Origin of the sequence: Lacinutrix sp. (assembly GCF_029238095.1) — a bacterium.
Classification (GTDB): Bacteria; Bacteroidota; Bacteroidia; order Flavobacteriales; family Flavobacteriaceae; genus Lacinutrix.
This window is the reverse complement of the sequence record NZ_JAQWGS010000023.1, coordinates 113,089-137,458: the sequence shown is the minus strand read 5'-3', so window position 1 is coordinate 137,458 and position 24,370 is coordinate 113,089. Positions and strand designations below refer to the sequence as shown.

Genomic DNA, 24,370 nt, shown 5'->3' with positions numbered 1-24,370 from the left:
GCGCAGGAAAAGGCGAAACAGAAATGGCTGTAGACTGCGGTACTAATTGTAGCGAAGAACAACACCAAATGAACAGACGTTCAGAGTTTAAAATACTAAGTGGTGGTCCTGCTAATAACTAATACAAACAATCTAAAAATGTATAACAAGTTAACCAACTAACTGATTTTAACCACAAAAAAAAGCCACATCGAAAGATGTGGCTTTTTTATTAATCATTTTTGAATATTAGTTGTTTAAACTATTAATATTTTTAATGGTGACAGCTTTAATTATGTTTTGAGATTGTAAAATATCTTCAGATATTAAAGATGCGTCTATAACCATATCTTTTACACTTGCAATTGCTCTTGTATACCAATCTTTCCAAGCGTCTAAAATTGCAATTTGTGTTTTTAAATCGTCACCTCTTTCCATAGCTAATTTCCCTTGTTTTAATTCTTCATTTAATCTCTCAATAGCAGAGCTTTCGATATGCTTTATAGTTTCTCTAGCTAAATTATCATCAGAATTTAAAAGAGTATATGCTGAAACTAAAGAGGCTATACCAACGTTTTGAAGTGTTGTTTTTGAAACTTTATCTAAACGATCGTTATCGGTATGATAGAACTGATCTGTAAAATGCCAAAAAAGGACACTTGGAATATTTCCATTTAAAAACGGAACATGATCACTACCTCCTTCATAAGGATTTATTTTTACAACCCAATTGGCTCTTTGTCCTTGTATTTTAAATCTGTTTATTAAAAAGTCGTTTAAATAATGAGGTTTCATTTGTTCTAAACTCATTTTTCTTCCTCCCCATTCAGTATGCTTATCATTACCTCTTGTCCATACTGCACTTGGATCTGGCATTTTTTCAATTAAAAAAGTGCCTCCAGTGATATCGGTATTCTCACCAACCATATCTAGGCTAATTCCCCATTTAATGCCTTTGGTTCTTGACTTATCTTCTTCAACATAACGTCTTGTAGAAACTATTTCGTCTCCCCAAAGAAAAGTTAGTGTTCTTTATGGAGACCACTTCTCTGCCTTAATAAGCTTTGCTGAAACAGTTGCCATTTCGAGTGCAACTCCAACTCCTGTAGCATTATCATTGGCTCCTGGTTCTTGAATGTGTGCACTAAAAACGAGACGCTCTTTTGGATGTTTGGAACCTTTAATGTCTGCAATAATAGTAAGTTCTTCAGATGGGTATATTTTGGTTTCTATAATAACGTTTAAAAAAACTTTGCCTTTTTTTATTGACGCTTTTAAACGCTCTTTAGCTTCATATGACAAAGCTATTGCCCAAGGTTTTAAAGTTTGATTTAAAGGTATAGATCGAAACTGAATAGATGTTGTATTTTTTTCTGGCAATAAATATTTAGGATTATCGTAGGTCATTATGCCAATGGCTTCTCCTTTTATAAATGCAAGGTTGTAAACACTAAAAGGATTAGACTCCACAAAAACAATTTTTCCTTTAATATCTAACCTGTTTAATTTAGAGATGTCTTCAATGTAAATAACCTCAGCATTTATTCCTGCTTTTGGAGTGCTATAAGAATTCAACATCACCATATTCCTGTTTGAAATCTGTTGCAATAAAGGCTTGTCTTCTCCATTAATCATTACAGTGGCAGAGACAGGCTCCCAAGTTGGGTTTTTAAGTGGTCGTTTCTCAATTCTATAAGTCAAGATTGTTTCAGAAGTTGCTTTATCTTCATTAATAAAACCTGCTCTAATTAATTCTTTTTCTATTTCATATATACTGGCATCGAAGCCTTTATTACCAACAACACGCCAATATTTTTCTACAAATGCTGTAGTTTGATAGGCTAAATCTCCGGAAAACTCATTTTCAACGAGTTTAAAATAATCTTTCTTATCGGTTTTAGAAGATTGTTTTTTAATGGTAACATTTGAAGAATTACAACCAACAAATAAGATTAAAATTAATAAAATAAAAAAATGGTTTTTAAACATACTAGTTGGTTTTTATAACTACTTCTTCGCTCCTACCACTATAACAATCTCACCTTTTGGTGGCTTATTAGTATAATGTTCTAGAACTTCTTTAGCTGTACCTCTTATGGTTTCTTCAAATAGTTTGGTGAGCTCTCTAGAAACAGAAACTGGCCTGTCTTCACCAAAATACTCACAAAAATGAGCTAACGTTTTAAGCAGTTTATGTGGACTCTCGTAAAAAATAATAGTTCGGGTTTCCTCAGCAAGTAACTTTAATCGTGTTTGTCGTCCTTTTTTTACTGGCAAAAAACCTTCGAATACAAATTTGTCGTTAGGCAATCCAGAATTCACCAACGCTGGAACAAAAGCGGTTGCGCCTGGCAAACAATCTACTTCAATACCATGTTCTACACATGCTCTTGTAAGTAAAAATCCAGGATCGCTAATAGCTGGTGTTCCTGCATCGCTAATAAGCGCAATGGTTTCTCCGCTCTTTATACGCTCGATTATGCGATTTAGCATTTTATGCTCGTTGTGCATATGGTGGCTTTGCATTGGTGTTTTTATCTCGAAATGCTTTAATAATTTACCAGAAGTTCTAGTGTCTTCAGCTAAAATAGCATCAACAGATTTTAAAACTTCAATAGCTCTAAAAGTGATATCGTTTAAATTTCCAATTGGTGTTGGAACTATGTATAGTTTGCCCATTAATAAGTGTTATCTTTTCAAATTTACAATCTTTTTGAGAGTTAATAACGCAACCTTTTTATAAATTTAGTATCTTGATAGTAAACCAACACATGCAAAAACTAACAATTTGCCTCTACATATTCTGCTTTTCTTTTATTAAAACGGCTGCTCAAACTACAGATTTGTCTATTGTGGTTGAAGCTCAAAATATTTCTGGCGTATCTGTTTCTCAAGTTAATATCTATCAAGACTATCAATATATTATTACAATTATTAATTCTGGTAATCCTGTTAATAATGCTACGTTCTCTCAAACATTAAGTGCTAATGTTAACTACTATAATGCTACAAGTCAAAACCCTACTGGTGGCGCAAGTAATGTTTCTAACTTAACTTTTACAGGCAATGAATTAGCTGGTACTATAGCAAATTTACCTAGCAACTCTAGTGTTGAAGTATTAGTAATTGTACGTGCACCTATTACTCCAGGAGGTATAGCGACAAACGTTATTATTGTACCTCCTAATGGAACGACAGATACTAATACCTCAAACAACCAATCTATAATTTCTATAGATGTAAATGATATACCTATTGATTTCTCAGTTACCTACTCTCAAATTACTCCACCAGAAGGTACAGGAATAGGTAATTGGAACGACATTGTAACTTACCAATTTACCATTACTAATAATACTAATGTTTCGTTTCCATTAGCAAGTTTTAATGGAAGGATGCAATTAGCAAATGCTAGTAATTTTGGTTATCCAAATGTCGCTTTTGAAACTATAACATGCATAGGTGGAACAAATGGCATGCAATGTCCAGATGTTTCTATTGTCCCTCAATTTAATTCAGAAGTTTTTACTGCTAACCCAGATTCGACTGTGCTTTTTGAGTATGATGATTCTATTGAGTTTAATGCAAATAGTGCGTTAATTTTTGAGATCATCTATAAATACTTAGACCCTAATTGTAGTCTTGATATTGCACCATTAGCAGTAAATAGTTTTATTGAAATTGATATAAACCACTTTAACCAGTCTCCTAACGTTTCTAATAGTGTTTTTACTCAACTTATTGAAACTACTGAGTGTTCTGTTACAGATTTATGCATTGAAACCACACAAATTAATCCTTTACCATCGCAAGTAGTTAATTGGGATGAGGAAGTAACGTTTGAAACAATTGCATGTAATAACGGCCCATTAGATGCTTATGGACGCTTTTTTCTTCAGAATTTATCAGGAAATATAGATTGGAATATTGTGTCTATAACTTGCGATGCTACGACAGGAAACATAACGTGCAATGATTTTAATTTAATAAATCAAGGTGTTTTTTGGTCTAGTAATGAGTTTATTATTCCAGCAAATGTTACCATTACTATAACTACGGTATTAAAATTTATAGATCCCGACGATTGTACAACAGGACCACCAACAAATTCACTTGGACATGTAAGAAGTGGTATTAACCTTTTAGAACCAACTATTATAGAAAGTGATATTACAAATAATGCAGAAAGCGATTATGTAATTTTGCCAGCTTTAGATCCATGCGATCCTTCTGAGGTAGTAGATTTACAAATTACTAAAATACAAACTAGCCCAGTTTTACCTCTAGGTGGTGATGGCAATAACACTATTAGTTGGGGAAATGTGACTTATGAAATTACAGCAACTAATCCTAATGCAACTACTGATGCTTTGGTTACTATAGAAGACTATATGCCAAATGGTTTAAACACTTTAACATCTGGTGCTTTAGTTTCAGTAAACTGCATCTCTGCTACAGGAACTGCAACTTGTCCAACTATTAATAACGCTAATATTGGAGTGCTTTTAGATGGTGTTCCAGAAGCAGGAATAGAAGATGTGTTTTGGAGTATTACCACTGCAGACAATTATACTTTACCAGCGCAAAGTTCTATAACTTTTCAAGTTGTTATAGACTGGCAACCACAGTGTTATAATGGCGATATAATAGCCACTAATGGTGTAAAAATAACAAGTATTGGAGATATTCCTGATGATTCTCAAGCTAACAATATGGTATTTGTAGACACTTATTTTGCACCTTGTGTAGATTTAGTTGTGCAAACTTATCCAGAATTTACTCTAGTAAATGTAAACCAAGATTTTAATTGGATTATAGATATTACAAATAGTAACACGAGTTCTAGTGCTATAAATATCGATTTTCAAGATATATTGGGAACCGAATTTATTATAAACGGAACTCCTACTTGTGCAGTAATAAATGGTAATGCAACTTGTGCTTCTTTTAACATTAATGGCAGTATAATAACTGGATTAATTCCGAATATGGATGCAGCTTCAACATTACAAATAACAATTCCAGTAACAGCGCCTAGTTTTGGAGGTGCTTTTACTAATAACGCTCAGGCTATACCAAACCCAAGTGATAATCAAGAACAAACCATTGAAACTAATATCTCTATTAGCAATGTTCAAATTATTTCTCCTACGGTATTAAAATCGTTTACACCTAACCAAATTTTAGTTGGACAAGAAAGCGTCTTAGAGTTTACTGTTACCAACTTATCTGGAAATCCATCTCAAACTAATATCGATTTCACCGATAACCTTCCGTCTGGTTTAACAATATCTGGACCAATAACTTGGGTGCAAAGTAATGGCTGTACTGCAACTTTTACAGGAAACAATGGAGATACAACTGTTATGGTTAACAATCTAATGTTTCCGGCTGGTGTAGATACTTGTACGTTTTCTGTTCCTGTAACTTCTACTATTGTTGGAAACTTTTTAAATGATGCTACAAATTTTTCAGACCAAAATAATATAGACACCTCTCAAGCAAGTGCTAATTTAGATGTTATAGCAGATAATACTGATGTTGATATTGAAGTTTTAAAAACAGTTTCGCCTACACAAGTATTCGTTGGAGAAAACGTAACATTTACAATTTCAATTTCTAATTTAGGTACAACTGAAGCAACAAACATTTTAATACAAGAAAGCCTTCCTGCTGGTTATCTATTTATATCAGCGTCATCAAGTGTAGGTAGTTACGACAATACTCCTTCAATATGGAGTGTTAATAGTTTATTACCAAATCAAACTGAAACATTAACTATTATTGCTCAAGTAATTTCATCTGAAAATTTAATAAATATTGCAAGTTTAGACACTGTTACACAAACAGACAGAGACCCAACCAATAATGAAGATACCGCAGAAGTTACTATTTTAATGACAGATGTCGATATTGAGGTTTTAAAAACAGTTTCGCCAACAGAGTCTAGTATTGGAGAAACTGTAATATTTACCATTACAGCATCCAATATTGGGACAACAAATGCTACTAATATTTCTATATATGAAAGCCTTCCTATTGGTTACATCTACATAAATTCTAACGTATCTTATGGCACTTATAATGATGCTACTTACCTTTGGACTATTCCTGGTTTAGCCCCTAATCAAATAGAAGGACTAACTATATCAGCTCAGGTAATTTCAGCAAACAATTTATTAAATACGGCAAACTTAGATAGTGTAACCGAAATTGACAGAGACGACACTAATAATGAAGATTTTGCAGAAGTTTTTGTAAATAATTGCCTGTCTATAAGTCAAGGCTTCTCGCCTAATAACGATGGAAATAATGATGTTTTTGTAATTAATTGTATAGAAGATTACCCTATAAATAATATTAAAATATTTAATAGATATGGAACTTTAGTTTACGAAACCAATAACTACAAAAACAATTGGAATGGGAAACCAAATAGAGGCACTCCAAAATCTAATACTCTTTTACCAGTTGGAACTTATTATTATTTAATAACTATAGACACAATACAAAACCCATTTGTAGGATGGCTATATCTTAATTATTAATTTTATAGATTACTTTAATTAAACTTTCCTTCAACTAATTCCATAAAACGTGCTTCAACATCTTCTTTATCTACCCAAGAATTATAATCTGGTTTAACAGTAGTTTCTATAAAAGCGTTAGCTTCCTTAAAGTTTGTCATGGTATTTAATTGTGAAATTACACGGTCGTAATCTGCATTTCTACCATCAAACAAGTGCTTAATAAAGGCTAATTTATCGTTTAAACCAATGGTTAATCCTCCAGACTTGAGTTTATCATTTAAAGATTTTTTTTCGTTAGGTTTTACAGCACTTACTTTGTCAAAAATTGGTGTCTCACTAAAATCGGCTGTTATATCTTCAAAATCATTTTTATGGTATTTCGGCTTTATAGCTTCAAAAACCGCATCAACCTCTTGGGTTTCATGAGGCATTTGTGCAACCATATCTTTAATTTTCTCCATTACTGGCTCCATTATTTCGTCTTCATCTCGCTCATCTACATCTATATACGTTTTGTTACCAACCTCAATAGTATCGCTAACCGTATTATTAAAAGCAGTATCTAACATCCCAAAAAACGATGAGTTATTACCAATGGTTGGTAAATCGTCTTCAAAATTCTCCTGAGCAAATTTTAAAACCGTAAGTTTTTCATATAGTGCAGCTACTTCAGTATGCATTTTATTTACATCCTCTTTCCCTTTTAGTTTAAGAATCTTATGAGCTATGCTCATTAATTCTGATTCTAACTTCTTCATCATAAATTAAAAATTTTATAATTATTTAAATTAATACAATTTAGGCTTTTGATTTTTAATAAATTTGAGCCACCTTTATAGCAACGAGAACAATATCTTGTTGTTGTGTTAAAATTACAAAATGTTTCTTGAAAATACAGTAAATCAAAAAGAACAATTTGGTTGGATTGAAGTTATTTGCGGTTCCATGTTCTCTGGAAAAACAGAAGAGCTCATTCGTAGGCTAAAGCGCGCCCAATTTGCAAAGCAAAAAGTAGAAATCTTTAAGCCTACAATAGATGTGCGTTACGATGATGAAATGGTAGTTTCACATGATGCAAACCAAATACGCTCTACTCCTGTTCCTGCTGCTGCAAATATTCCTATTCTTGCAGATGGTTGTGATGTAGTTGGAATTGACGAAGCTCAATTTTTCGACGATGAGATTATACGTGTTTGTAACGATCTAGCAAATAAAGGTGTTCGCGTTATTGTTGCAGGATTAGATATGGATTTTAAAGGTAATCCATTTGGTCCAATGCCTAACTTAATGGCTACTGCAGAGTATGTAACTAAAGTTCATGCTGTTTGTACGCGAACAGGAAACCTAGCACAATTTAGTTTTAGAAAAAACAAAAGTGAAGATCTTGTGTTATTAGGTGAAACCGAAGAATACGAGCCTTTAAGTCGTGCTGCTTATTATAAAGCAACCATGCGTGAAAAAATAAGAACGATGAAAGTTAATGAGGCCGAAGAAATAAAATCTAAAAATAAAGATGCTTAAAGCTCAAGAAACAGTTCTAGAAATAGACCTAAAAGCGATACAGCATAATTTCAAGTTTTTAAAATCTAAACTCGAAAACAATACCAAATTTCTAGCTGTTGTAAAAGCCTTTGCTTATGGAAGCGATGCTATAGAAATAGCTAAATACCTTGAAAATTTAGGCGTAGATTATTTTGCTGTTGCTTATGTAGACGAAGGTATTGCACTTAGAAATGCTGGTATAAAAACACCTATTCTAGTTTTACATCCTCTACCAGAAAATTTTAATGCAATAATACAGCATTGTTTAGAGCCAAGCATTTATTCTCAACGTGTTTTAAATGAATTTATAATTGTTGCAGAAAACAATAAACAAAAAAACTATCCTATTCACATTAAGTTTAATACAGGTTTAAATAGATTAGGTTTTGCTGATACCGAAGTTGAAACCATTTTAAACAATCTTAAAAAAACGGAAGCTATAAAAGTTAAATCGCTCTTTTCGCATTTAGCAGCTAGTGAAGATGAAAACGAAAAAACATTTACCTTAAACCAAATTACAAGCTTTAACAATGTTTCAAAAAAAATAACAGAAGCATTGCCATACCAGACCATGCTTCATATATGCAATACTTCAGGCATTTTAAATTATCCTCAAGCGCATTTAAATATGGTGAGAAGTGGTATTGGCTTATATGGCTTTGGAAATAACCCAAAAATAAATAAACATTTAAAACCAATTGCAACATTAAAAACAAGTATTTCTCAAATTCATATTATAAAAAAAGGCAACAGTTTAGGCTATAATCGTGCATTTGTTGCAAACAAAGATGTTAGAACTGCAACATTACCCATTGGTCATGCAGATGGTATTGGAAGACCATACGGAAACGGAAACGGATTTGTATTTATTAATGGGAAAAAAGCATTTATTATTGGTAATGTATGTATGGACATGATTATGGTAGATATCACATCAATTCCTTGTAAAGAAGGAGACGAAGTTATTGTTTTTGGTCCAGAACATTCTGCAGAAGAATTAGCAGGAAGCATACAATCTATCTCTTATGAGCTACTCACCTCTGTCTCTCAGCGTGTAAAAAGATCGTTTCGTCGATAATTTACTGTTTTATAGGCTGTAAATCTGCTATTTATGTTAAACTTTTAACTAAATTTAGACTTATTAAAATTAACTAACTTAAAAATTAAAATTATTCTTAAAGAATTTAAGAATTTTATTATGACTGGAAATGTTATTGACTTTGCAGTTGCAGTTATTATGGCTGGTGCTCTTGGTGCAGTAATAAACGGTTTTGTATCTAAAATTGCAATGCCACTAATTGGAATGGTTACAGGCGGAAAAAGTTTCTCAGACATGTTTTGGACTCCAGGAGATGTTGTTTTCAAAACAGTTGCAGAAGCTAAAGAAGCTGGTGTTGCAGCAGTAGAATATGGTGCATGGATTGATACTATTATTAGCTTACTTGTAGTAGGTTTTGTAATGTTCTTGATTGTAAAAGCGTATAACAAAACTAAAAAGCCAGTTGAAGCAGCTGCTCCTGCAGGACCAACAGATAACCAATTATTAATGGAAATTAGAGATGCTTTAAAAAAGTAATTCTACTTCTTATTACGTTTTTAAAAATCGGTTTTAACAAACCGATTTTTTTTGTGCCTTATTTTTACAAAAAAATTAATGTGTTTTTATTAACTAACAATAAGAAATATAATAGCTTTGTAAGGTTAAATTAAGATGTATATGAAATTAGCAGTTATTGGTGTTACAGGCATGGTTGGAGAAGTTATGCTTAAAGTCTTAGAAGAGCGTAATTTTAAAATTACAGCGTTTATACCTGTAGCTTCAGAGCGTTCTGTTGGGAAAAAAATAACTTTTAAAAACAAAGAGTTTACTATTGTAAGTTTAGCAAATGCTGTGGCTATGAAACCAGATATTGCATTATTTTCTGCTGGTGGAGACACGTCTTTAGAATGGGCTCCAAAGTTTGCAGAAGTTGGTACTACTGTAATCGATAATTCTTCTGCATGGCGAATGGATTTGTCTAAAAAATTAATAGTTCCAGAAATTAATGCTAGCGAACTGTCTAAAGAAGATAAAATTATAGCAAACCCAAACTGTTCTACCATTCAAATGGTAATGGCATTAGCGCCTCTTCACAAAAAATATAAAATAAAACGTATTGTGGTTTCAACCTACCAATCTATCTCTGGAACTGGAGTAAAAGCAGTACAACAACTAGAAAATGAAATGGCTGGAATTAAAGGCGAAATGGCTTACCATTACCCTATTCATAAAAACGCTATTCCGCATTGCGATGTTTTTGAAACCAACGGTTACACTAAAGAAGAAATGAAGCTGGTTCGTGAAACTCAAAAAATTCTTAATGATAAAACCATTGCTGTAACAGCAACTGCAGTAAGAATTCCAACAGCTGGAGGACATAGTGAAGCTGTTAATGTAGAGTTTGAAAACGATTTTGATATTGCAGAAGTAAGAGCGTTATTAAGCCAAACAGAAGGTATAACAGTACAAGATAATTTAGATGTAAATATATATCCAATGCCATTATATGCTAACGGAAAAGATGATGTTTTTGTTGGTCGCATTCGTAGAGATGGCTCACAACCAAACTCGCTTAACCTTTGGATAGTAAGCGACAATCTTAGAAAAGGAGCTGCAACTAATACGATTCAAATTGCTGAGTATTTAGTAAAAAAAAACTTAGTATAATCATTTTAATAAAGATGAAATTACACAAAAAGCGTTTACATAAAACTGTAAGCGCTTTTTTGTTTATTTTTATAGTCAACAAAAATTAAGACCATGAAAAAACTAATCCTTCCCTTATTAACCCTTTTAGTCATTATGTCTTGTAAAGAAGAACAGAAACAAAACAAAAAAATAATAGTAAACTATCCTGAAACTCCTACTGTAGACACTGTAACTAACTATTTTGGAACAGATGTAAAAGATCCTTACCGTTGGCTTGAAGACGATAGAAGCGAAGAAACTATGGCTTGGGTAAAAACCCAAAACAAAGCGACTTACGGTTATTTAGATAATATTCCTTTTCGAAACGATTTAAAAGAGCGATTAACAAAGCTATGGAATTACGAAAAAATTGGTTCGCCTTTTAAAGAAGGAGACTACACTTATTTTTATAAAAATTCAGGACTACAAAATCAATATGTAATTTATAGATATAAAACTGATGAGGCTCCTGAAACTGCAACTGTGTTTTTAGACCCAAACGGGTTTAGCAAAGATGGCACTACCTCTTTAGGTGGTTTAAGTTTCTCTAAAGATGGCAAAAAATTAGCCTATGCCATTTCTGAAGGTGGAAGCGATTGGAGGAAAATTTTAATAATGGATACCGAAAGCAAAACTATTATAGAAGACACTTTAGTAGATGTGAAATTTAGTGGCATGTCTTGGTATAAAAATGAAGGTTTTTATTATTCTAGTTACGATAAACCTGAGGGCAGTGAGTTGTCTGCAAAAACAGATCAACATAAAGTATACTACCATAAGCTAGCTACATCGCAAAAAGATGATAAAATAATTTATGGTGCAACACCAGAAGAAAAACACAGATATATTTATGGTAGTGTGACAGAAGATGATCGCTACTTATTAATATCACCACGTGTCTCTACATCTGGAAATAAATTATATATAAAAGACTTAACTATACAAAATGCACCATTAGTAGAAATTATAGGTAACACAGATAGTGATACATATGTAATAGAAAACGTAGGCTCTACATTATATTTGGTAACTAATTTAAATGCGCCTAATCAAAAAATTGTTACAGTAGACGCATCTAATCCAACACCAGAACATTGGGTAGATTTTATCCCAGAAACTAAACATGTGTTAAGTCCATCTACAGCTGGTGGTTACTTTTTTACAGAATATATGGTAGATGCTGTTTCTCAAATTTTTCAATACGATTATAATGGAAAATTAGTTAGAGAAGTAAAATTACCAAGTATTGGTAGTGCTGGAGGTTTTGGTGCAAAAAAAAAAGAAACAGAATTGTATTATTCTTTTACTAACTACGTGACGCCAGGTAGTATTTACAAATATAATATTCAAAAAGGAACGTCTGAGTTATTCCGTAAACCAAATATCGACTTTAATTCTGAGGATTACGAAAGTGCACAAGTATTCTACACATCAAAAGATGGTACAAAAATACCCATGATTATTACGCATAAAAAAGGTTTAAAACTAAATGGTAAAAACCCAACGATTCTTTATGGTTATGGAGGTTTTAATATTAGTCTCACACCAAATTTTAGTATAACAAATGCTGTATGGATGGAACAAGGCGGAATTTATGCTGTTGCCAATTTAAGAGGAGGTGGAGAGTATGGAAAAGAATGGCATGATGCTGGAACGCAATTAAAGAAGCAAAATGTTTTTGATGACTTTATAGCTGCTGCAGAATACCTTATTAAAAAACAATACACATCTAGCGATTATTTAGCAATTAAAGGAGGCTCTAATGGTGGTTTATTAGTTGGCGCTACTATGACGCAGCGTCCAGACTTAATGAAAGTTGCTTTGCCAGCAGTTGGTGTTTTAGACATGTTACGTTACCATACCTTTACGGCTGGAGCTGGATGGGCTTACGATTATGGTACAGCAGAAGATAGTAATGAAATGTTCGACTATTTAAAAAATTATTCTCCAGTTCATAATGTAAAAACTGGTGTAAAATATCCAGCAACTTTAGTCACCACAGGAGATCATGACGACCGTGTTGTACCTGCTCATAGTTTTAAATTTGCAGCAGAATTACAAGCAAAACAATCTGGAGACAACCCAACACTTATTAGAATAGAAACAGACGCAGGACATGGCGCAGGAACACCTGTAAGCAAAACTATAGAACAAGCCGCAGATATTTTTGGTTTTACACTTTACAATATGGGTTTCAATGTATTACCAAGTAAAATGAAAGAGGAGTTTAAAGATTAAAAAACAAACTTTTTAAAATTATTTAGACCTGTCTGGTTTTAAAAACTTGACAGGTTTTTTATTAATTTCACAGATGCTTCAAGTAAAAAATATAACGTTTTCTTATCAAAAAACACCTGTCTTAAAAGACCTCTCTTTTAAGGTTAAACCTGGAGACTATTTGGCTATTATTGGTGAAAGTGGTTCTGGCAAAAGCACACTTTTAAAAGTACTTCGTGGTGAATACGATTTAAATAAGGGACATGTTTTCTGGAAAGAAAATGAAATTCTTGGTCCAAAACACAATCTTGTTATTGGTTACGATTTTATAAAATACGTCGCACAAGAATTTGAATTAGAACCTTTTATTTCTGTAGCAGAAAATATTGGTCAGCACCTTTCAAATTTTTATAAAGAAGAAAAAAAAGAACGTGTTGCAGAACTTCTTGAAATAGTAGAACTCACTGCTTTTGCAAAAACAAAAGTAAAAACACTCTCTGGTGGACAAAAACAACGTGTGGCTTTAGCTAGAGCATTAGCAAAACAACCAGAAATTATTTTGTTAGATGAACCTTTTAGCCATATCGATAACTTTAAAAAACAAAACTTAAGGCGCAATGTTTTTAGCTATTTAAAGAAACAAAATATTAGTTGTATTGTTGCAACTCATGACAAAGATGATGTATTAGGTTATGCAGATAACATGATTGTTTTAAATAATAATAAAATTGAAGCTCAAAATACGCCAGAACAACTGTACAAAAAACCACAAACACCTTTAGTAGCTTCTTTTTTTGGTGAGTTTAATATTATAGACAATAACATTGTTTATGCGCATCAATTAAAAATGGTAGCGCAATCTGCTTTAAAAGTAATTGTAAAAAACAGTTATTTTAAAGGTCATTATTATTTAATAGAAGCGGATTTAGATGGTGAGAAGGTGTTTTTTGAATCAAGTGAAAAAATAATACAAAACACCGAAATTTACCTAGAAGCTATAACATAGACCAAGCAGAAAACCTTCCATGATGCGTAAAAGAAAATCCATTATCAATGGCTAAGTTATTCTGAAATAATCTAGGTACACCAACGGCATTTTTTCTGATTTGAAGTTCTTCAATAGATGTCTTTTTTAATTTAGAAACTATTTCTAAAAATTTCATTTTCAAACCTTTACTTTCAAAATGATAGTTTGAATTTTCAACCTCAAAACATTCACTTTTAAATACTTTTGAAGCCTCTAAAGTCGCAACCGTATAAATATAATCGTTAGTAATAGTAGAAGTCGTAAAATAGATTTCCTCATCAATCTTTACAATTCCTGAAGTTTCAGAAGCAAGCTCACAAACCAGTCTTTTAGGATTAAAAAACCGTTTCCCAAATTGTTGTACGTGTACTTTATAAGCAGCTTCTTTCATACTCCAAAGTAACCAAACCAGTTGGTGTTGGTTTTTAGCATTGCCAATTAACTGTTGCTCTTCAACTATAAAAACCTTATCTAAAAAACGTGGACGTTTCCAATTACTATCTTGGGCAGCTTGTATTAAATCGACAATATCATTGCCTATCATTTTGCTGCTAATTTTTCGTTGACAATGTCCATTGCGGCTTTTACAGAAATCATTTTTTCCATATCGTCGTTTTCGATTCTAATATCAAATTCGTCTTCTACATCTAAAATAATATCTACTAAGTTTGCCGAATTTATTTTTAAATCGTTTATAAAATCGGTCTCTTCAGATAGGTTATTAAACGCGTCTTCATCCTGAATATAAGGTTGAACAATTGTTTTTAATTTGGCGATTAGTTCTTCTTTTTTTATCAATTATTTTTTTATTTCCGCACTTCGACTGCGCTCAGTGTAAACTACAGGAATCTTTTTTAATTAAACTTTATTTTAGGAGACCTCACAGGTTTTGAAAACCTGTGAGGTCTTATGTTGTAATCAATACCTCTTAAAGATAATACAACCATTAACATCACCAAAACCAAAACTAGCTTTTGCTGCAATATTAAGTTCTATCTTAAGTAAGTTTTTTGGGATTTTTTCTTTAGAAATTAAAGCTGAAATCTCTGGATGTATATCTTCACAATTGATATTAGGAAACACAAATTGCTTTTGTAATTGCAATACAGTCGCCACACTTTCTATACTTCCTGCTGCAGCCAAACAATGACCAACCATTGATTTTAAAGAGTTGATGTACGGAAAATTAGTTCCTTTTCTATTCAAGGCTTTTGTCCAATTTTCGATTTCTAAACTGTCTTTTGAGGTTGCAGTTAAGTGTCCGTTTATAGTATCAATATCGTTAGCAGAAATCCCTGAATTTTTAATCGCATCTATAATACAACGTTGCACAGCTTCAGCATTTGGAGCAGTCATGGTTCCACCATTTCGTTGTCCACCAGAATTGATATTTCCTCCTAAAACCTCAGCGTAAATAGTAGCATTTCTTTTTAAAGCACTTTCTAAAGACTCTAAGACTAAAGCGCCTGCACCAGATCCAGGCACAAATCCACTAGCTGAAGCACTCATTGGTCGCGAACCTTCCTCTGGTGACTCGTTGTGTTTGTATGTCATGACTCGCATAGCGTCAAATCCTCCCCAAATATATGGTCCGTCATCACTACAACTTCCAACCAACATTCGTTTTGCTTGTCCGTTTTTAATGCGTTCGTAACCCATTAAAATGGCTTCTGTTCCTGTGGTACAAGCAGAGGAATTTGTGGTGACTTGATTTCCTAAACCTAATATTCCGCCTAAAAAAGCACTTATTCCGCTTGCCATAGTTTGTACAACGACTGTGCTTCCTAAACGTTTGACTTCGCCTTCATCTAGCTTGTAAATGGCTTCTCTAAATTTTTCGACACCTGACGTTCCTGTGCCGAAAACGGTTCCGGAATCAAAGTCCAAATTACTATTATCATCTATTATAAAACCTGCATCTTTCCAGGCATCTATTCCTGCAATACAGCCATATAAAATTCCTGAACTATTAAAGCCTCGTAATTGTAAAGGTGTTAAATATTCTAGCTTTTTTTCTTCGGAAATATGTGGAATTCCACCAATACAACACGAAAAATTTAAGTCTGCTAATTGCTGATGAAAGGTGATTCCAGATTCACCGCTTTTTATGGCTTTTGTAAAGGTGATTTGTTTTTAATGAATTTTCTGTTGAGTTTTACATCTAAATTAGCACGTTTGCCATAAGCACCAATCACTATTTTGGAAGTATAGTTTGCTAGTTTTGTTTGTACTAAAAAACTGTCGTTTGAAAACTGGACGTCTTCCACTGTATCTTGACTAATTATCGCTTTATTGTCTATTGCTTTTTTTGCTAATTCGTAGTCTAAACAATATCTGCTAATCCCAAAGCCACCTAATGGCAATTCTGATTTAATCAGCCTGTTTTGGGAAGTTGACAATTCGAACTTCGTGATCTTTTTAGCGCCTAATGCAAAAATATCAATATCTAAAAAGTCTAAATACGGTAAAACTTCGTTAGAAATGTATTCGCCACAAACTTTGTGTTTTGGGTAACTGTTTTTTTCAATGAGCAAAACACTTAAATTATACTTTGACAAATGAATGGCACTAGATAATCCAGCCAATCCACCACCAATAATTATAACATCAAAATTTGAGGGAGTATTCAATTTGTCTTTAGCAATTCATTTTTACTAAAGATAAGCCGAAATTATTTTAGATTGAAACTAGATTACATTAATAATGGTAAAACTTTGGTCTCTAAATGCAATTTGGTCTTTAATTGTTTTTCCTAATAAGAGTTGGGCGATTGGTGTATTAGAAGCTATAGCGTAAAATTTTTGCTTGTCAATTTCAAATTCGCCAGCACTTATCGCTATGTAATAGTTAGCTTGTGTGGTGTAAATCACACTACCTAAACCAATAGTTTTTGAGTTGCTTTCTGTACTAATTTTAGCTAATAATTGATTAATTTTTTGAATTTCTGCCAATTGTTGTCCTGCTTTTTCACGTTCTAATTGTAGCATAGCACGACCAGTTTCGTGCTTGTCGCCTGCGCTACTTTTGGTTTCGGAAGTAAGGGACTCTTGTAATTCTTGTATGGTTTTATTAATGGTATTTAGTCGGTCTTGAGTAAATGCTAAACATTTATTATACAACTCTAGTTTTATGTTTGTGTCTTTACTCATCTTCAGTTTTATAGTTTAAAGCACCATAAAAGTTCATTTGTCTCATGATCCAATTTTTTCTAGAGGCAATATAATTAGTCACAGGGTTTGCTTTATATTTTCTAGGGTTTGGTAAAATAGCTGCAATTGCAGATGCTTCTACTTTAGATAATTTTAACGCTGGTTTTTTAAACCAATGTTGTGCAGCAGCTTCTGCTCCATAAATGCCATTACCCATCTCAATAGTGTTTAAATAAACTTCCATAATGCGTTCTTTAGACCAAAACAACTCGATTAGAAAGGTGAAATAGGTTTCTAATCCTTTACGAAACCAACTGCGCTGTGGCCATAAAAATACATTTTTGGCGGTTTGTTGGCTAATGGTACTTCCTCCTTTTATTCGTTTTCCTTTTTTATTGTTTTCATACGCTTTTTCTATTGCTTTTATATCAAAACCGTTATGTTTTAAGAAGTTTTGGTCTTCGCTGCAAATGACTGCTAGCTGTAAGTTTTTAGAGATGTTTTCTATAGGTTCCCAATCGTGTTTTAAGATTTTAGGACTGTCTTTTTCAAAATATCTAATGACCATTAAAGGTGTGATTGGTACAGGAACCCATTTAAAAAGCAAGACCAAGCCAATAGAAACAATTATAAACCACATCGCTATTTTAGCAAAAAACCGAACTGTTTTTTTAAACATCTTAGTCTATTAAATTTGCTAATTCTTGCCCAACTAAACTACCAATAGCCACTCCCATTCCACCTAAACGGACTCCACAGAATATGTGGTTACTTAGTTGTTTTACGATTGGTTTTTTTTGAGATCCAACTCCCATTATACCACTCCATCTGCGATCAATTTCAAAAGGTATGTTTGGTAAAATCGTGGTTTTAAGTAGCGCTTCTAATTGATTTTGAATTAAAGCTGTCTGACTTAAATCTGTAGTCTCTTCGCCTTTAAAATCAAGGTTTCGTCCACCTCCAAATAAAATTCTATTATATATATTTCGGAAATAATAATAGCCTTCGTCCAAATGGAATGTACCTTTTATATGAAGATTTTTAATAGGTTTTGTTATTAACACTTGTGCTCTTGCTGGTTTAACTTCTGGTATATTTAATGTTGAAGCAAAACCATTTGTAGCAATCAATAATTTAGACGTTGAAAACTCAAACTGATTGGTTTTTACTTTTACGGAATTTGAGTCTTCCTGAAAACCTTCAACAAACACATTATTTAAGATTTTAATGCCTTTTAAGAGTGCTTTTTTTAGCAAAGACTCCATCATCTTCCCTGTGTCTATTTGTCCTTCAAATTGATTAAAACTATATTGATTTTTGATATTTTGAAAGTTAAAGCCATTTTCTTTTAAGCTGAAAACCTCAGTGTTGAATATTGGTTTTAATAGATTGTTAATCTCTTCTTTTTTTGCGATGCAGTTTTCGAATAAATTGTCTGCTTCATTAAACAATTCATAGCCTCCTAATTGCTGGTAGTCTATGGTTTTATCGCCTAAAGTGTTTCGTAATAGTTGCAGCCCATTTATACGCTGTTTTACTAAATCTATAACTTCTTCTTCGGTGTGTGTTTTAAGGTCACTAATAATTTCTGATAAGCTTCCAAAGCATGCAAAACCTGCATTTTTTGTACTTGCTCCTTGTGGTAGCATTCCTTTTTCTAAAATTAAAATATTAGCTTTTGGGAAACGTATTTTTAGTTGTAGTGCGCTATTAAGCCCAACAATTCCGCTTCCAACTATAGTATAATCAACTTTGGTAAGCCACGATTTTATTTCCCAATAGGACAGGTTCATAAAACGAAAGTACTCTAATTATCTTAACTTTTAAAACAAAAAAAACTCCGAAATTACATTCGGAGTTTTTATTATGTAATATCTAAAAAAATTATTCTACAACAATCTTTTTTGTAATTGTTCTTCCTCCATCACTTACATTAAGTAAATACATTCCAGATTGAACATTTCCTAAGTTAATAGTTTGATTAAAGTCTCCTGATGTAGTGTAAGAGTTATTTAATATTGAACGTCCTCTTATATCTACAACTTGTAAATTTACATTTCCTGTAGCACCATTAAATTTAACTGTAAATTCTCCATTATTTGGATTTGGAAATACAGAAAATGAATTTGTTAAACCAAACTCATCAACACTTAAATTAATTATAGTAGTAGAACATAAATCTATAGACCAACTATTTAAAGTTCCTGTATCTCCATTATAAAAATCTACTAAAGCAATTTGCCAATCACCTTGTTGATCTACACCATTAAATACATTTAATGGCGCTGCAGGAGCATATGTTCCTGTAGTTGGTGAAGCGCAAACAAATGGAGAAGCTGTATCATCAAATGTAACACTTATGTTTCCATATTGAGCATCATTACAGCTTCTTGCCCAAACATTAGCAAACTGAGCATCATTTGGATCTTGTATTTGAATTATTAAATCTCCTATATATGAATGAGTAACATCTACTGTAACTTTTATTTCGTCTACATTACCTGCGTCTGGTATATTCAAATTATTAAAAACAGGTGTGCCTTGAGTATTTGCTGCTGGTCCATCTGGAATAGCAAGGCCCAAATTGTTAGCAGATGAATATGTTGTACAAGTTGTTGTTACAGACGCATTTACTTTGAAATCTTCAGAATTAATATTGTAAAAAATATTTCCTGCGCCTTCAACCATTACTCTACAAAATCCTCCAAATACATTAGGAACTGTAATATCGTGTGTACCATTATTTGGAACATTTGTAGCTAGAACCGTATCAAAAGTTAAACCACCATCAGTAGATAATAATATATTAACATTTGCTGTATTTACACCATTGGCTGTTGTTCCTGCTACGTCCCAAGTAATTGTTCTTGTTTCACCTGTAAGCCATGTTATATCTGTTGTGTTTTGAGATGTCACTATAAAAGGTCCTGCTGATGAAACTACATTGGTTATCATTTCATCTACTGCAGTTTGACCTCCAGCAGCATCGTTATCTCTTACTGTTAACCTAAAGGCCTGAGTTCTTGCTACAGAAGGTAGTTTTTCCCATGTAGTAGAAGTGCCTCCAGTGTTTACAACATCTGCTAATCTAGGAATGTATCTTACAGGATTAGAAGTGCCTTGAAACGATCTAACCATTGGTCCACTAGTGTTAGTTTCTAATGGTAAACCTGCTGGTCCTAAATCGTATTGTTCCCAAGTGTAAGTGTGAGTCGCTGTGCCTTCGGCTCCATCACTTGAAGACCCAGTTAATTTATAAGGTGTTGATCTTGGAATAGTATAATCAAGTCCAGCATTAGAGGTTGGTGCATTATTTCCAGTACTTGTTGTTGTTGCACATTGGCTATTGCCACTAAAAACGTTATCCCAAATCATTTGTAAACTCTTTTGGTGAAAATAAGCATCACTATTTCCTTGAACGTTTTGAGGAGCGCAGATTCCTGCATAAGCCATAATAGTACTACCACTTCCTGGCTCGAAGGCATTAGAAGCTGTTCTATTTCCTCCTGCACAGTTACCTGCATCACCATTAAAAGTGTGTGGCGCACCAAATTGGTGACCTAATTCATGAGCAACAAAGTCAACATCATAAGCATCGCCAACTGGTGTTGGTAAACCTGTAATTCCTCTTGCTTTACTTCCTGTAATACATGGTGAGTTTAATTGTGCTAAACCTCCTCCACCTGTACTAAAAGTGTGTCCTATGTCGTAATTAGCATTACCAATAGCTCCATTAATTACAGTTTGGCTCTCATTAATTAGAGCATTAGCATTATCATTAGAAAAGTTATCTGAATTAATAAAAACAACAGCATCATTATTTGCTACAAGTGTCATGGTGATAGATAACTCTCTTTCATAAATTTGATTATTTCTATTAATTGTAACAACAATTGCAGCCATTACAGCTGCTTTTCTATCTGCAACTGTATTTGCATTAGTAAGTCCTGCAGCCATCCAATGAAACGAAGAATACTCAATGGTTGTTGCAACTGCTAATCTAAAATTTCTCATTAAACCATCAAATGCGTTTCTTTGCATATTGATATTTAAATCTTTGTTTTCTAAAATAGCCTCTCCATCAATTACACCACACTCCCAATTTTGGTCTAATAATGGTAAGTCTTTTTTTGCATAAACTATGTACTCATTGCCAGTTGTTGTATATGGATCTATAAATTGAGAGCCTTTATTATTAGACATTGACATAGTGTGTAATCCTTGAGGTGTTACACTAAAACGAATAATATTTCCTGGAGTGCTAACACTTTCTCCTAAATATGTTCGAATATTTGGATACTTGTTTTGAAGCGCTTCTTCCATTATTGGTGCTTCTTTAATTCTGTAAGCTTCAAATGTTCCTTCTGCTGTAGGAAAATCTAAAATAACATTTGATGTCCCAGAAAAAGTATTCCTGTTTGGTGCTGCTTGGAGTTCTGTTTTTAAAGCATTAATATCTAATTGATAATAATCTGCTTTTATTGGTTCTGTTTTTCTTAAGGCTAAAGCTTTTTTAGAAGAAGCTATTGTCTTGGTGGTTTTATTCCATAACGCCTTTTTGTTTTGCGACAATGCGGGTAAAGTAATTAGTAAAGAAAGTACTAAAGTAAAAACCCAGTTAAAGTAACTTTTTTTCATAGTTTTATTTTTTAAAAATGAGCTTAAATATATACTGATAATCGTTAATGAACAAAAAAATGAAGTTAAATTTTTTAATCTGTAACTTTGAATATGAGAGTTTTATACATAATAGTATTGATTTTTGTTTCTTTTGCTTGCAAAACAAATAAGTATATTGAAACTGAAAACAAATTAGTTAAAAGTAATAATATCTGCCCAGAGGATGGTATTTGCACATTTAATGTTATAAAAAATAAAGTTTATAGCATTAAAACAGACAAATTTGGAAATAGTTATTCTGAACTTTTAGAAGGTAAAAACACCGTTTTAAAATTTGAATACAAAAGAAATGAGCAAGACGGGATTCAAGATTCTAGTTACAAAGAAATAATTTACATTGAAATTAATTCTAATGAACTAAATATAACTGATTTAAATTTAAAAAATACAACTGTAGGCTTCGAAAGACTATGTTTTTGTAGAGGGCAAACAGGTGCCTATAGTGTTTTAGAAGGAATTTTAATACTTACCAAAATAAGAGAAAAAGAGTATAACTTAGTTTTAAACTTTAAAATAAAAGAAGTTCCTCAAATTATTACTGCGATAAATGAAAATTTTGAGCTATAAAAAAAGCGACTATTAGTAGTCGCTTTTTTTGTTTTTATTCTGTAGGCTTTTCAATTACAAAATCTTCCATAAATTTTGTTGTATAATTTCCAGCCAAATAATCTGGATGTTCCATTAATTGTCTATGAAACGGTATTGTTGTTTTTATGCCCTCTATAACAAATTCATCCAAAGCGCGCTTCATTTTATTTATAGCTTCTTCTCTAGTTTGCGCTGTTGTAATTAACTTTGCAATCATAGAATCGTAGTTTGGAGGTATTGAATAACCTGCATAGACGTGTGTGTCTAAACGTACGCCATGTCCTCCTGGTGCATGAAGTGTTGTTATTTTTCCTGGTGATGGTCTAAAGTCATTAAATGGGTCTTCAGCATTAATTCTACACTCTATAGAATGTAGTTGAGGTAAATAGTTTTTCCCAGAAATTGGCACTCCTGCAGCAACTAAAATTTGTTCGCGTATTAAATCGAAATCTATTACTTGTTCTGTAATTGGGTGCTCTACTTGTATTCGCGTATTCATCTCCATGAAGTAGAAATTTCTATGCTTATCTACTAAAAACTCAACTGTTCCTGCGCCTTCATATTTAATATACTCAGCAGCTTTTACAGCAGCTTCTCCCATTTTTTTTCGTAGAGCAGCTGTCATGAATGGTGACGGAACTTCTTCTGTTAATTTTTGATGACGTCTTTGTATAGAACAGTCTCTTTCTGATAAATGACAGGCTTTCCCGTTAGAGTCTCCAACAATTTGAATTTCGATGTGTCTAGGCTCTTCAATAAGCTTTTCCATATACATATCGTCGTTCCCAAAGGCTGCTTTAGATTCTTGCCTTGCAGATTCCCATGCTTCTTGTAATTTTTCTGGCTTCCAAACGGCACGCATACCTTTTCCTCCACCACCTGCTGATGCTTTAAGCATAACAGGATAACCTGTTTCTTTAGCGATCTTAACACATTCTTCAAAACTCTCTATAACGCCTTCACTTCCTGGTACTACAGGAACTCCAGCAGCAATCATTGTTGATTTTGCGTTTGCTTTATCTCCCATGCGATCAATCATTTCTGGAGAAGCTCCAATAAATTTAATCTCATGTTCTGCACAAATTTTTGAAAATTTTGCGTTTTCAGATAAAAAGCCATAACCTGGATGAATAGCATCTGCATTTGTAATTTCTGCTGCTGCTATAATGCTTGACATTTTTAAATAAGACTCGCTACTTGCTGGTGGACCTATGCATACAGCTTCATCAGCAAATTTAACATGTAGACTTTCGGCATCTGCAGTAGAATAAACAGCTACTGTTTTTATACCCATTTCTTTACAGGTTCTAATAACACGAAGTGCTATTTCTCCTCTATTGGCAATTAGTATTTTTTTAAACATAAATTCTTCAAATTTTCAATATTCAAAAAACAAACTCCAAAAGTATCGCCTCTGGAATTTAGAATTAAAAATTGTGATTTATATTAAGATGGATCTACTAAGAATAATGGTTGATCGAACTCAACAGGAGAAGAATCATCCACTAAAATTTTAACAATTTTACCTGAAACTTCAGATTCAATTTCATTAAATAATTTCATTGCTTCAATTATACATAACACGTCACCTACCGCAATGGTTTGTCCTACCTCAACAAATAATGGTTTGTCTGGAGAAGGCTTTCTGTAAAATGTTCCAATAATTGGAGATTTTACAGTTATGTATTTAGAATCTTCACTTTCTACTACTGGAGTTACAGTTGCTGGAGCAGAAGGTGCTGCTGCTTGTTGCATTTGCATTTGTGGCATTTGAGCCATTGGCATTTGTTGTACAATGTTAGTCTCGTCTGATCCTGTTTTTATTGTAATCTTAACATCGTCTGTTTCTAATTTAACCTCACTTGCACCAGATTTTGCTACAAACTTGATTAAGTTTTGAATGTCTTTTAAATCCATAATTTAGAGTTAT

Annotated in this window: 21 protein-coding genes and 1 pseudogene; 8 read left to right on the top strand and 14 right to left on the bottom strand. The window is 32.9% G+C overall.

The features are described from left to right. Positions 1-228: 228 nt before the first annotated feature. The 3 genes from P8H50_RS11065 to rsmI form a co-directional block, all read right to left on the bottom strand. Positions 229-906 carry a M28 family peptidase gene (locus P8H50_RS11065; RefSeq protein ID WP_366900963.1) on the bottom strand — a complete coding sequence of 226 codons (678 nt, stop codon included), beginning with the start codon at positions 904-906 and terminating at the stop codon, positions 229-231. Between the two features lie 105 nt (positions 907-1,011). Beyond that, entirely contained in the window at positions 1,012-1,968 is a 957-nt protein-coding gene (locus tag P8H50_RS11060; protein WP_366900962.1) for a M28 family peptidase, read from the bottom strand. Positions 1,969-1,986: 18 nt separating this feature from the next. Next, positions 1,987-2,658 carry a 16S rRNA (cytidine(1402)-2'-O)-methyltransferase gene (gene rsmI / locus P8H50_RS06515; RefSeq protein WP_300206837.1) on the bottom strand — a complete coding sequence of 224 codons (672 nt, stop codon included), beginning with the start codon at positions 2,656-2,658 and terminating at the stop codon, positions 1,987-1,989. Positions 2,659-2,750: 92 nt separating this feature from the next. On the opposite strand from rsmI, the gene P8H50_RS06510 reads away from it, so the two are divergent. Next, the gene (locus P8H50_RS06510) at positions 2,751-6,527 is read left to right on the top strand and encodes a gliding motility-associated C-terminal domain-containing protein (RefSeq protein ID WP_300206834.1); all 3,777 of its coding nucleotides are present in this window, start codon (positions 2,751-2,753) and stop codon (positions 6,525-6,527) included. A 14-nt stretch (positions 6,528-6,541) separates the two neighbouring features. Here P8H50_RS06510 and P8H50_RS06505 read toward each other — a convergent pair whose 3' ends face one another. After that, the gene (locus P8H50_RS06505; protein WP_300206832.1) at positions 6,542-7,270 is read right to left on the bottom strand and encodes a hypothetical protein; all 729 of its coding nucleotides are present in this window, start codon (positions 7,268-7,270) and stop codon (positions 6,542-6,544) included. A 118-nt stretch (positions 7,271-7,388) separates the two neighbouring features. On the opposite strand from P8H50_RS06505, the gene P8H50_RS06500 reads away from it, so the two are divergent. The 6 genes from P8H50_RS06500 (at position 7,389) to P8H50_RS06475 (ending at position 14,002) form a co-directional block, all read left to right on the top strand. Then, the gene (locus P8H50_RS06500; RefSeq protein ID WP_300206830.1) at positions 7,389-8,030 is read left to right on the top strand and encodes a thymidine kinase; all 642 of its coding nucleotides are present in this window, start codon (positions 7,389-7,391) and stop codon (positions 8,028-8,030) included. Then, positions 8,023-9,129 carry an alanine racemase gene (gene alr, locus P8H50_RS06495; RefSeq protein ID WP_300206828.1) on the top strand — a complete coding sequence of 369 codons (1,107 nt, stop codon included), beginning with the start codon at positions 8,023-8,025 and terminating at the stop codon, positions 9,127-9,129. Before P8H50_RS06500 ends, alr begins: the two co-directional genes overlap by 8 nt. A 93-nt stretch (positions 9,130-9,222) precedes the next feature. Further along, positions 9,223-9,627 (top strand): large conductance mechanosensitive channel protein MscL, encoded by a 405-nt coding sequence (gene mscL / locus P8H50_RS06490; protein WP_300206845.1) that lies wholly within the window; start codon positions 9,223-9,225, stop codon positions 9,625-9,627. 141 nt (positions 9,628-9,768) lie between these two features. Continuing rightward, complete coding sequence (locus P8H50_RS06485; RefSeq protein WP_300206826.1) at positions 9,769-10,758, top strand: aspartate-semialdehyde dehydrogenase; 990 nt, start codon at positions 9,769-9,771, stop codon at positions 10,756-10,758. A 93-nt stretch (positions 10,759-10,851) separates the two neighbouring features. After that, positions 10,852-13,017: a prolyl oligopeptidase family serine peptidase gene (locus P8H50_RS06480; RefSeq protein WP_300206824.1), complete on the top strand. Its 2,166-nt coding sequence runs from the start codon at positions 10,852-10,854 to the stop codon at positions 13,015-13,017. Between the two features lie 73 nt (positions 13,018-13,090). Continuing rightward, the gene (locus P8H50_RS06475) at positions 13,091-14,002 is read left to right on the top strand and encodes an ABC transporter ATP-binding protein (RefSeq protein ID WP_300206822.1); all 912 of its coding nucleotides are present in this window, start codon (positions 13,091-13,093) and stop codon (positions 14,000-14,002) included. On the opposite strand, the gene P8H50_RS06470 is transcribed toward P8H50_RS06475, so the two are convergent. The 8 genes and pseudogenes from P8H50_RS06470 to P8H50_RS06435 all read right to left on the bottom strand — a co-directional run bounded on the left by P8H50_RS06470 (position 13,992) and on the right by P8H50_RS06435 (position 21,810). Further along, positions 13,992-14,567, bottom strand: coding sequence for a 4'-phosphopantetheinyl transferase superfamily protein (locus P8H50_RS06470; protein WP_300206820.1), 576 nt, complete (start codon positions 14,565-14,567; stop codon positions 13,992-13,994). The two genes, P8H50_RS06475 and P8H50_RS06470, sit on opposite strands and share 11 nt — an antisense overlap. Further along, on the bottom strand, positions 14,564-14,818 hold the full coding sequence (locus P8H50_RS06465) for a phosphopantetheine-binding protein (protein WP_300206843.1): 255 nt from the start codon (positions 14,816-14,818) through the stop codon (positions 14,564-14,566). The genes P8H50_RS06470 and P8H50_RS06465 overlap by 4 nt, the downstream gene beginning before the upstream one ends. Positions 14,819-14,941: 123 nt before the next feature. Beyond that, positions 14,942-16,144 (bottom strand): annotated as a pseudogene (locus P8H50_RS06460) (beta-ketoacyl-[acyl-carrier-protein] synthase family protein); the annotation flags it as partial. Further along, positions 16,129-16,608: a hypothetical protein gene (locus P8H50_RS06455; protein WP_300206841.1), complete on the bottom strand. Its 480-nt coding sequence runs from the start codon at positions 16,606-16,608 to the stop codon at positions 16,129-16,131. The gene P8H50_RS06455 and the pseudogene P8H50_RS06460, both read right to left, overlap by 16 nt. A 102-nt stretch (positions 16,609-16,710) precedes the next feature. Beyond that, positions 16,711-17,172, bottom strand: a complete 462-nt coding sequence (locus P8H50_RS06450) for a 3-oxoacyl-ACP synthase (RefSeq protein WP_300206817.1) — start codon at positions 17,170-17,172, stop codon at positions 16,711-16,713. Then, entirely contained in the window at positions 17,165-17,851 is a 687-nt protein-coding gene (mtgA, locus tag P8H50_RS06445; protein ID WP_300206815.1) for a monofunctional biosynthetic peptidoglycan transglycosylase, read from the bottom strand. The genes P8H50_RS06450 and mtgA overlap by 8 nt, the downstream gene beginning before the upstream one ends. 1 nt (position 17,852) lies before the next feature. Beyond that, complete coding sequence (locus P8H50_RS06440) at positions 17,853-18,965, bottom strand: FAD-dependent oxidoreductase (protein ID WP_300206813.1); 1,113 nt, start codon at positions 18,963-18,965, stop codon at positions 17,853-17,855. A gap of 91 nt (positions 18,966-19,056) precedes the next feature. Next, positions 19,057-21,810, bottom strand: coding sequence for a reprolysin-like metallopeptidase (locus P8H50_RS06435; RefSeq protein ID WP_300206810.1), 2,754 nt, complete (start codon positions 21,808-21,810; stop codon positions 19,057-19,059). Between the two features lie 93 nt (positions 21,811-21,903). On the opposite strand from P8H50_RS06435, the gene P8H50_RS06430 reads away from it, so the two are divergent. Further along, positions 21,904-22,419 (top strand): hypothetical protein, encoded by a 516-nt coding sequence (locus P8H50_RS06430; protein WP_300206808.1) that lies wholly within the window; start codon positions 21,904-21,906, stop codon positions 22,417-22,419. Between the two features lie 34 nt (positions 22,420-22,453). On the opposite strand, the gene accC is transcribed toward P8H50_RS06430, so the two are convergent. Together accC and accB are read right to left on the bottom strand one after the other, a co-directional pair. Next, the gene (gene accC / locus P8H50_RS06425) at positions 22,454-23,803 is read right to left on the bottom strand and encodes an acetyl-CoA carboxylase biotin carboxylase subunit (protein ID WP_300206805.1); all 1,350 of its coding nucleotides are present in this window, start codon (positions 23,801-23,803) and stop codon (positions 22,454-22,456) included. An 83-nt stretch (positions 23,804-23,886) separates the two neighbouring features. Then, positions 23,887-24,357, bottom strand: coding sequence for an acetyl-CoA carboxylase biotin carboxyl carrier protein (accB, locus tag P8H50_RS06420; RefSeq protein WP_300206803.1), 471 nt, complete (start codon positions 24,355-24,357; stop codon positions 23,887-23,889). Between the last annotated feature and the right edge of the window lie 13 nt (positions 24,358-24,370).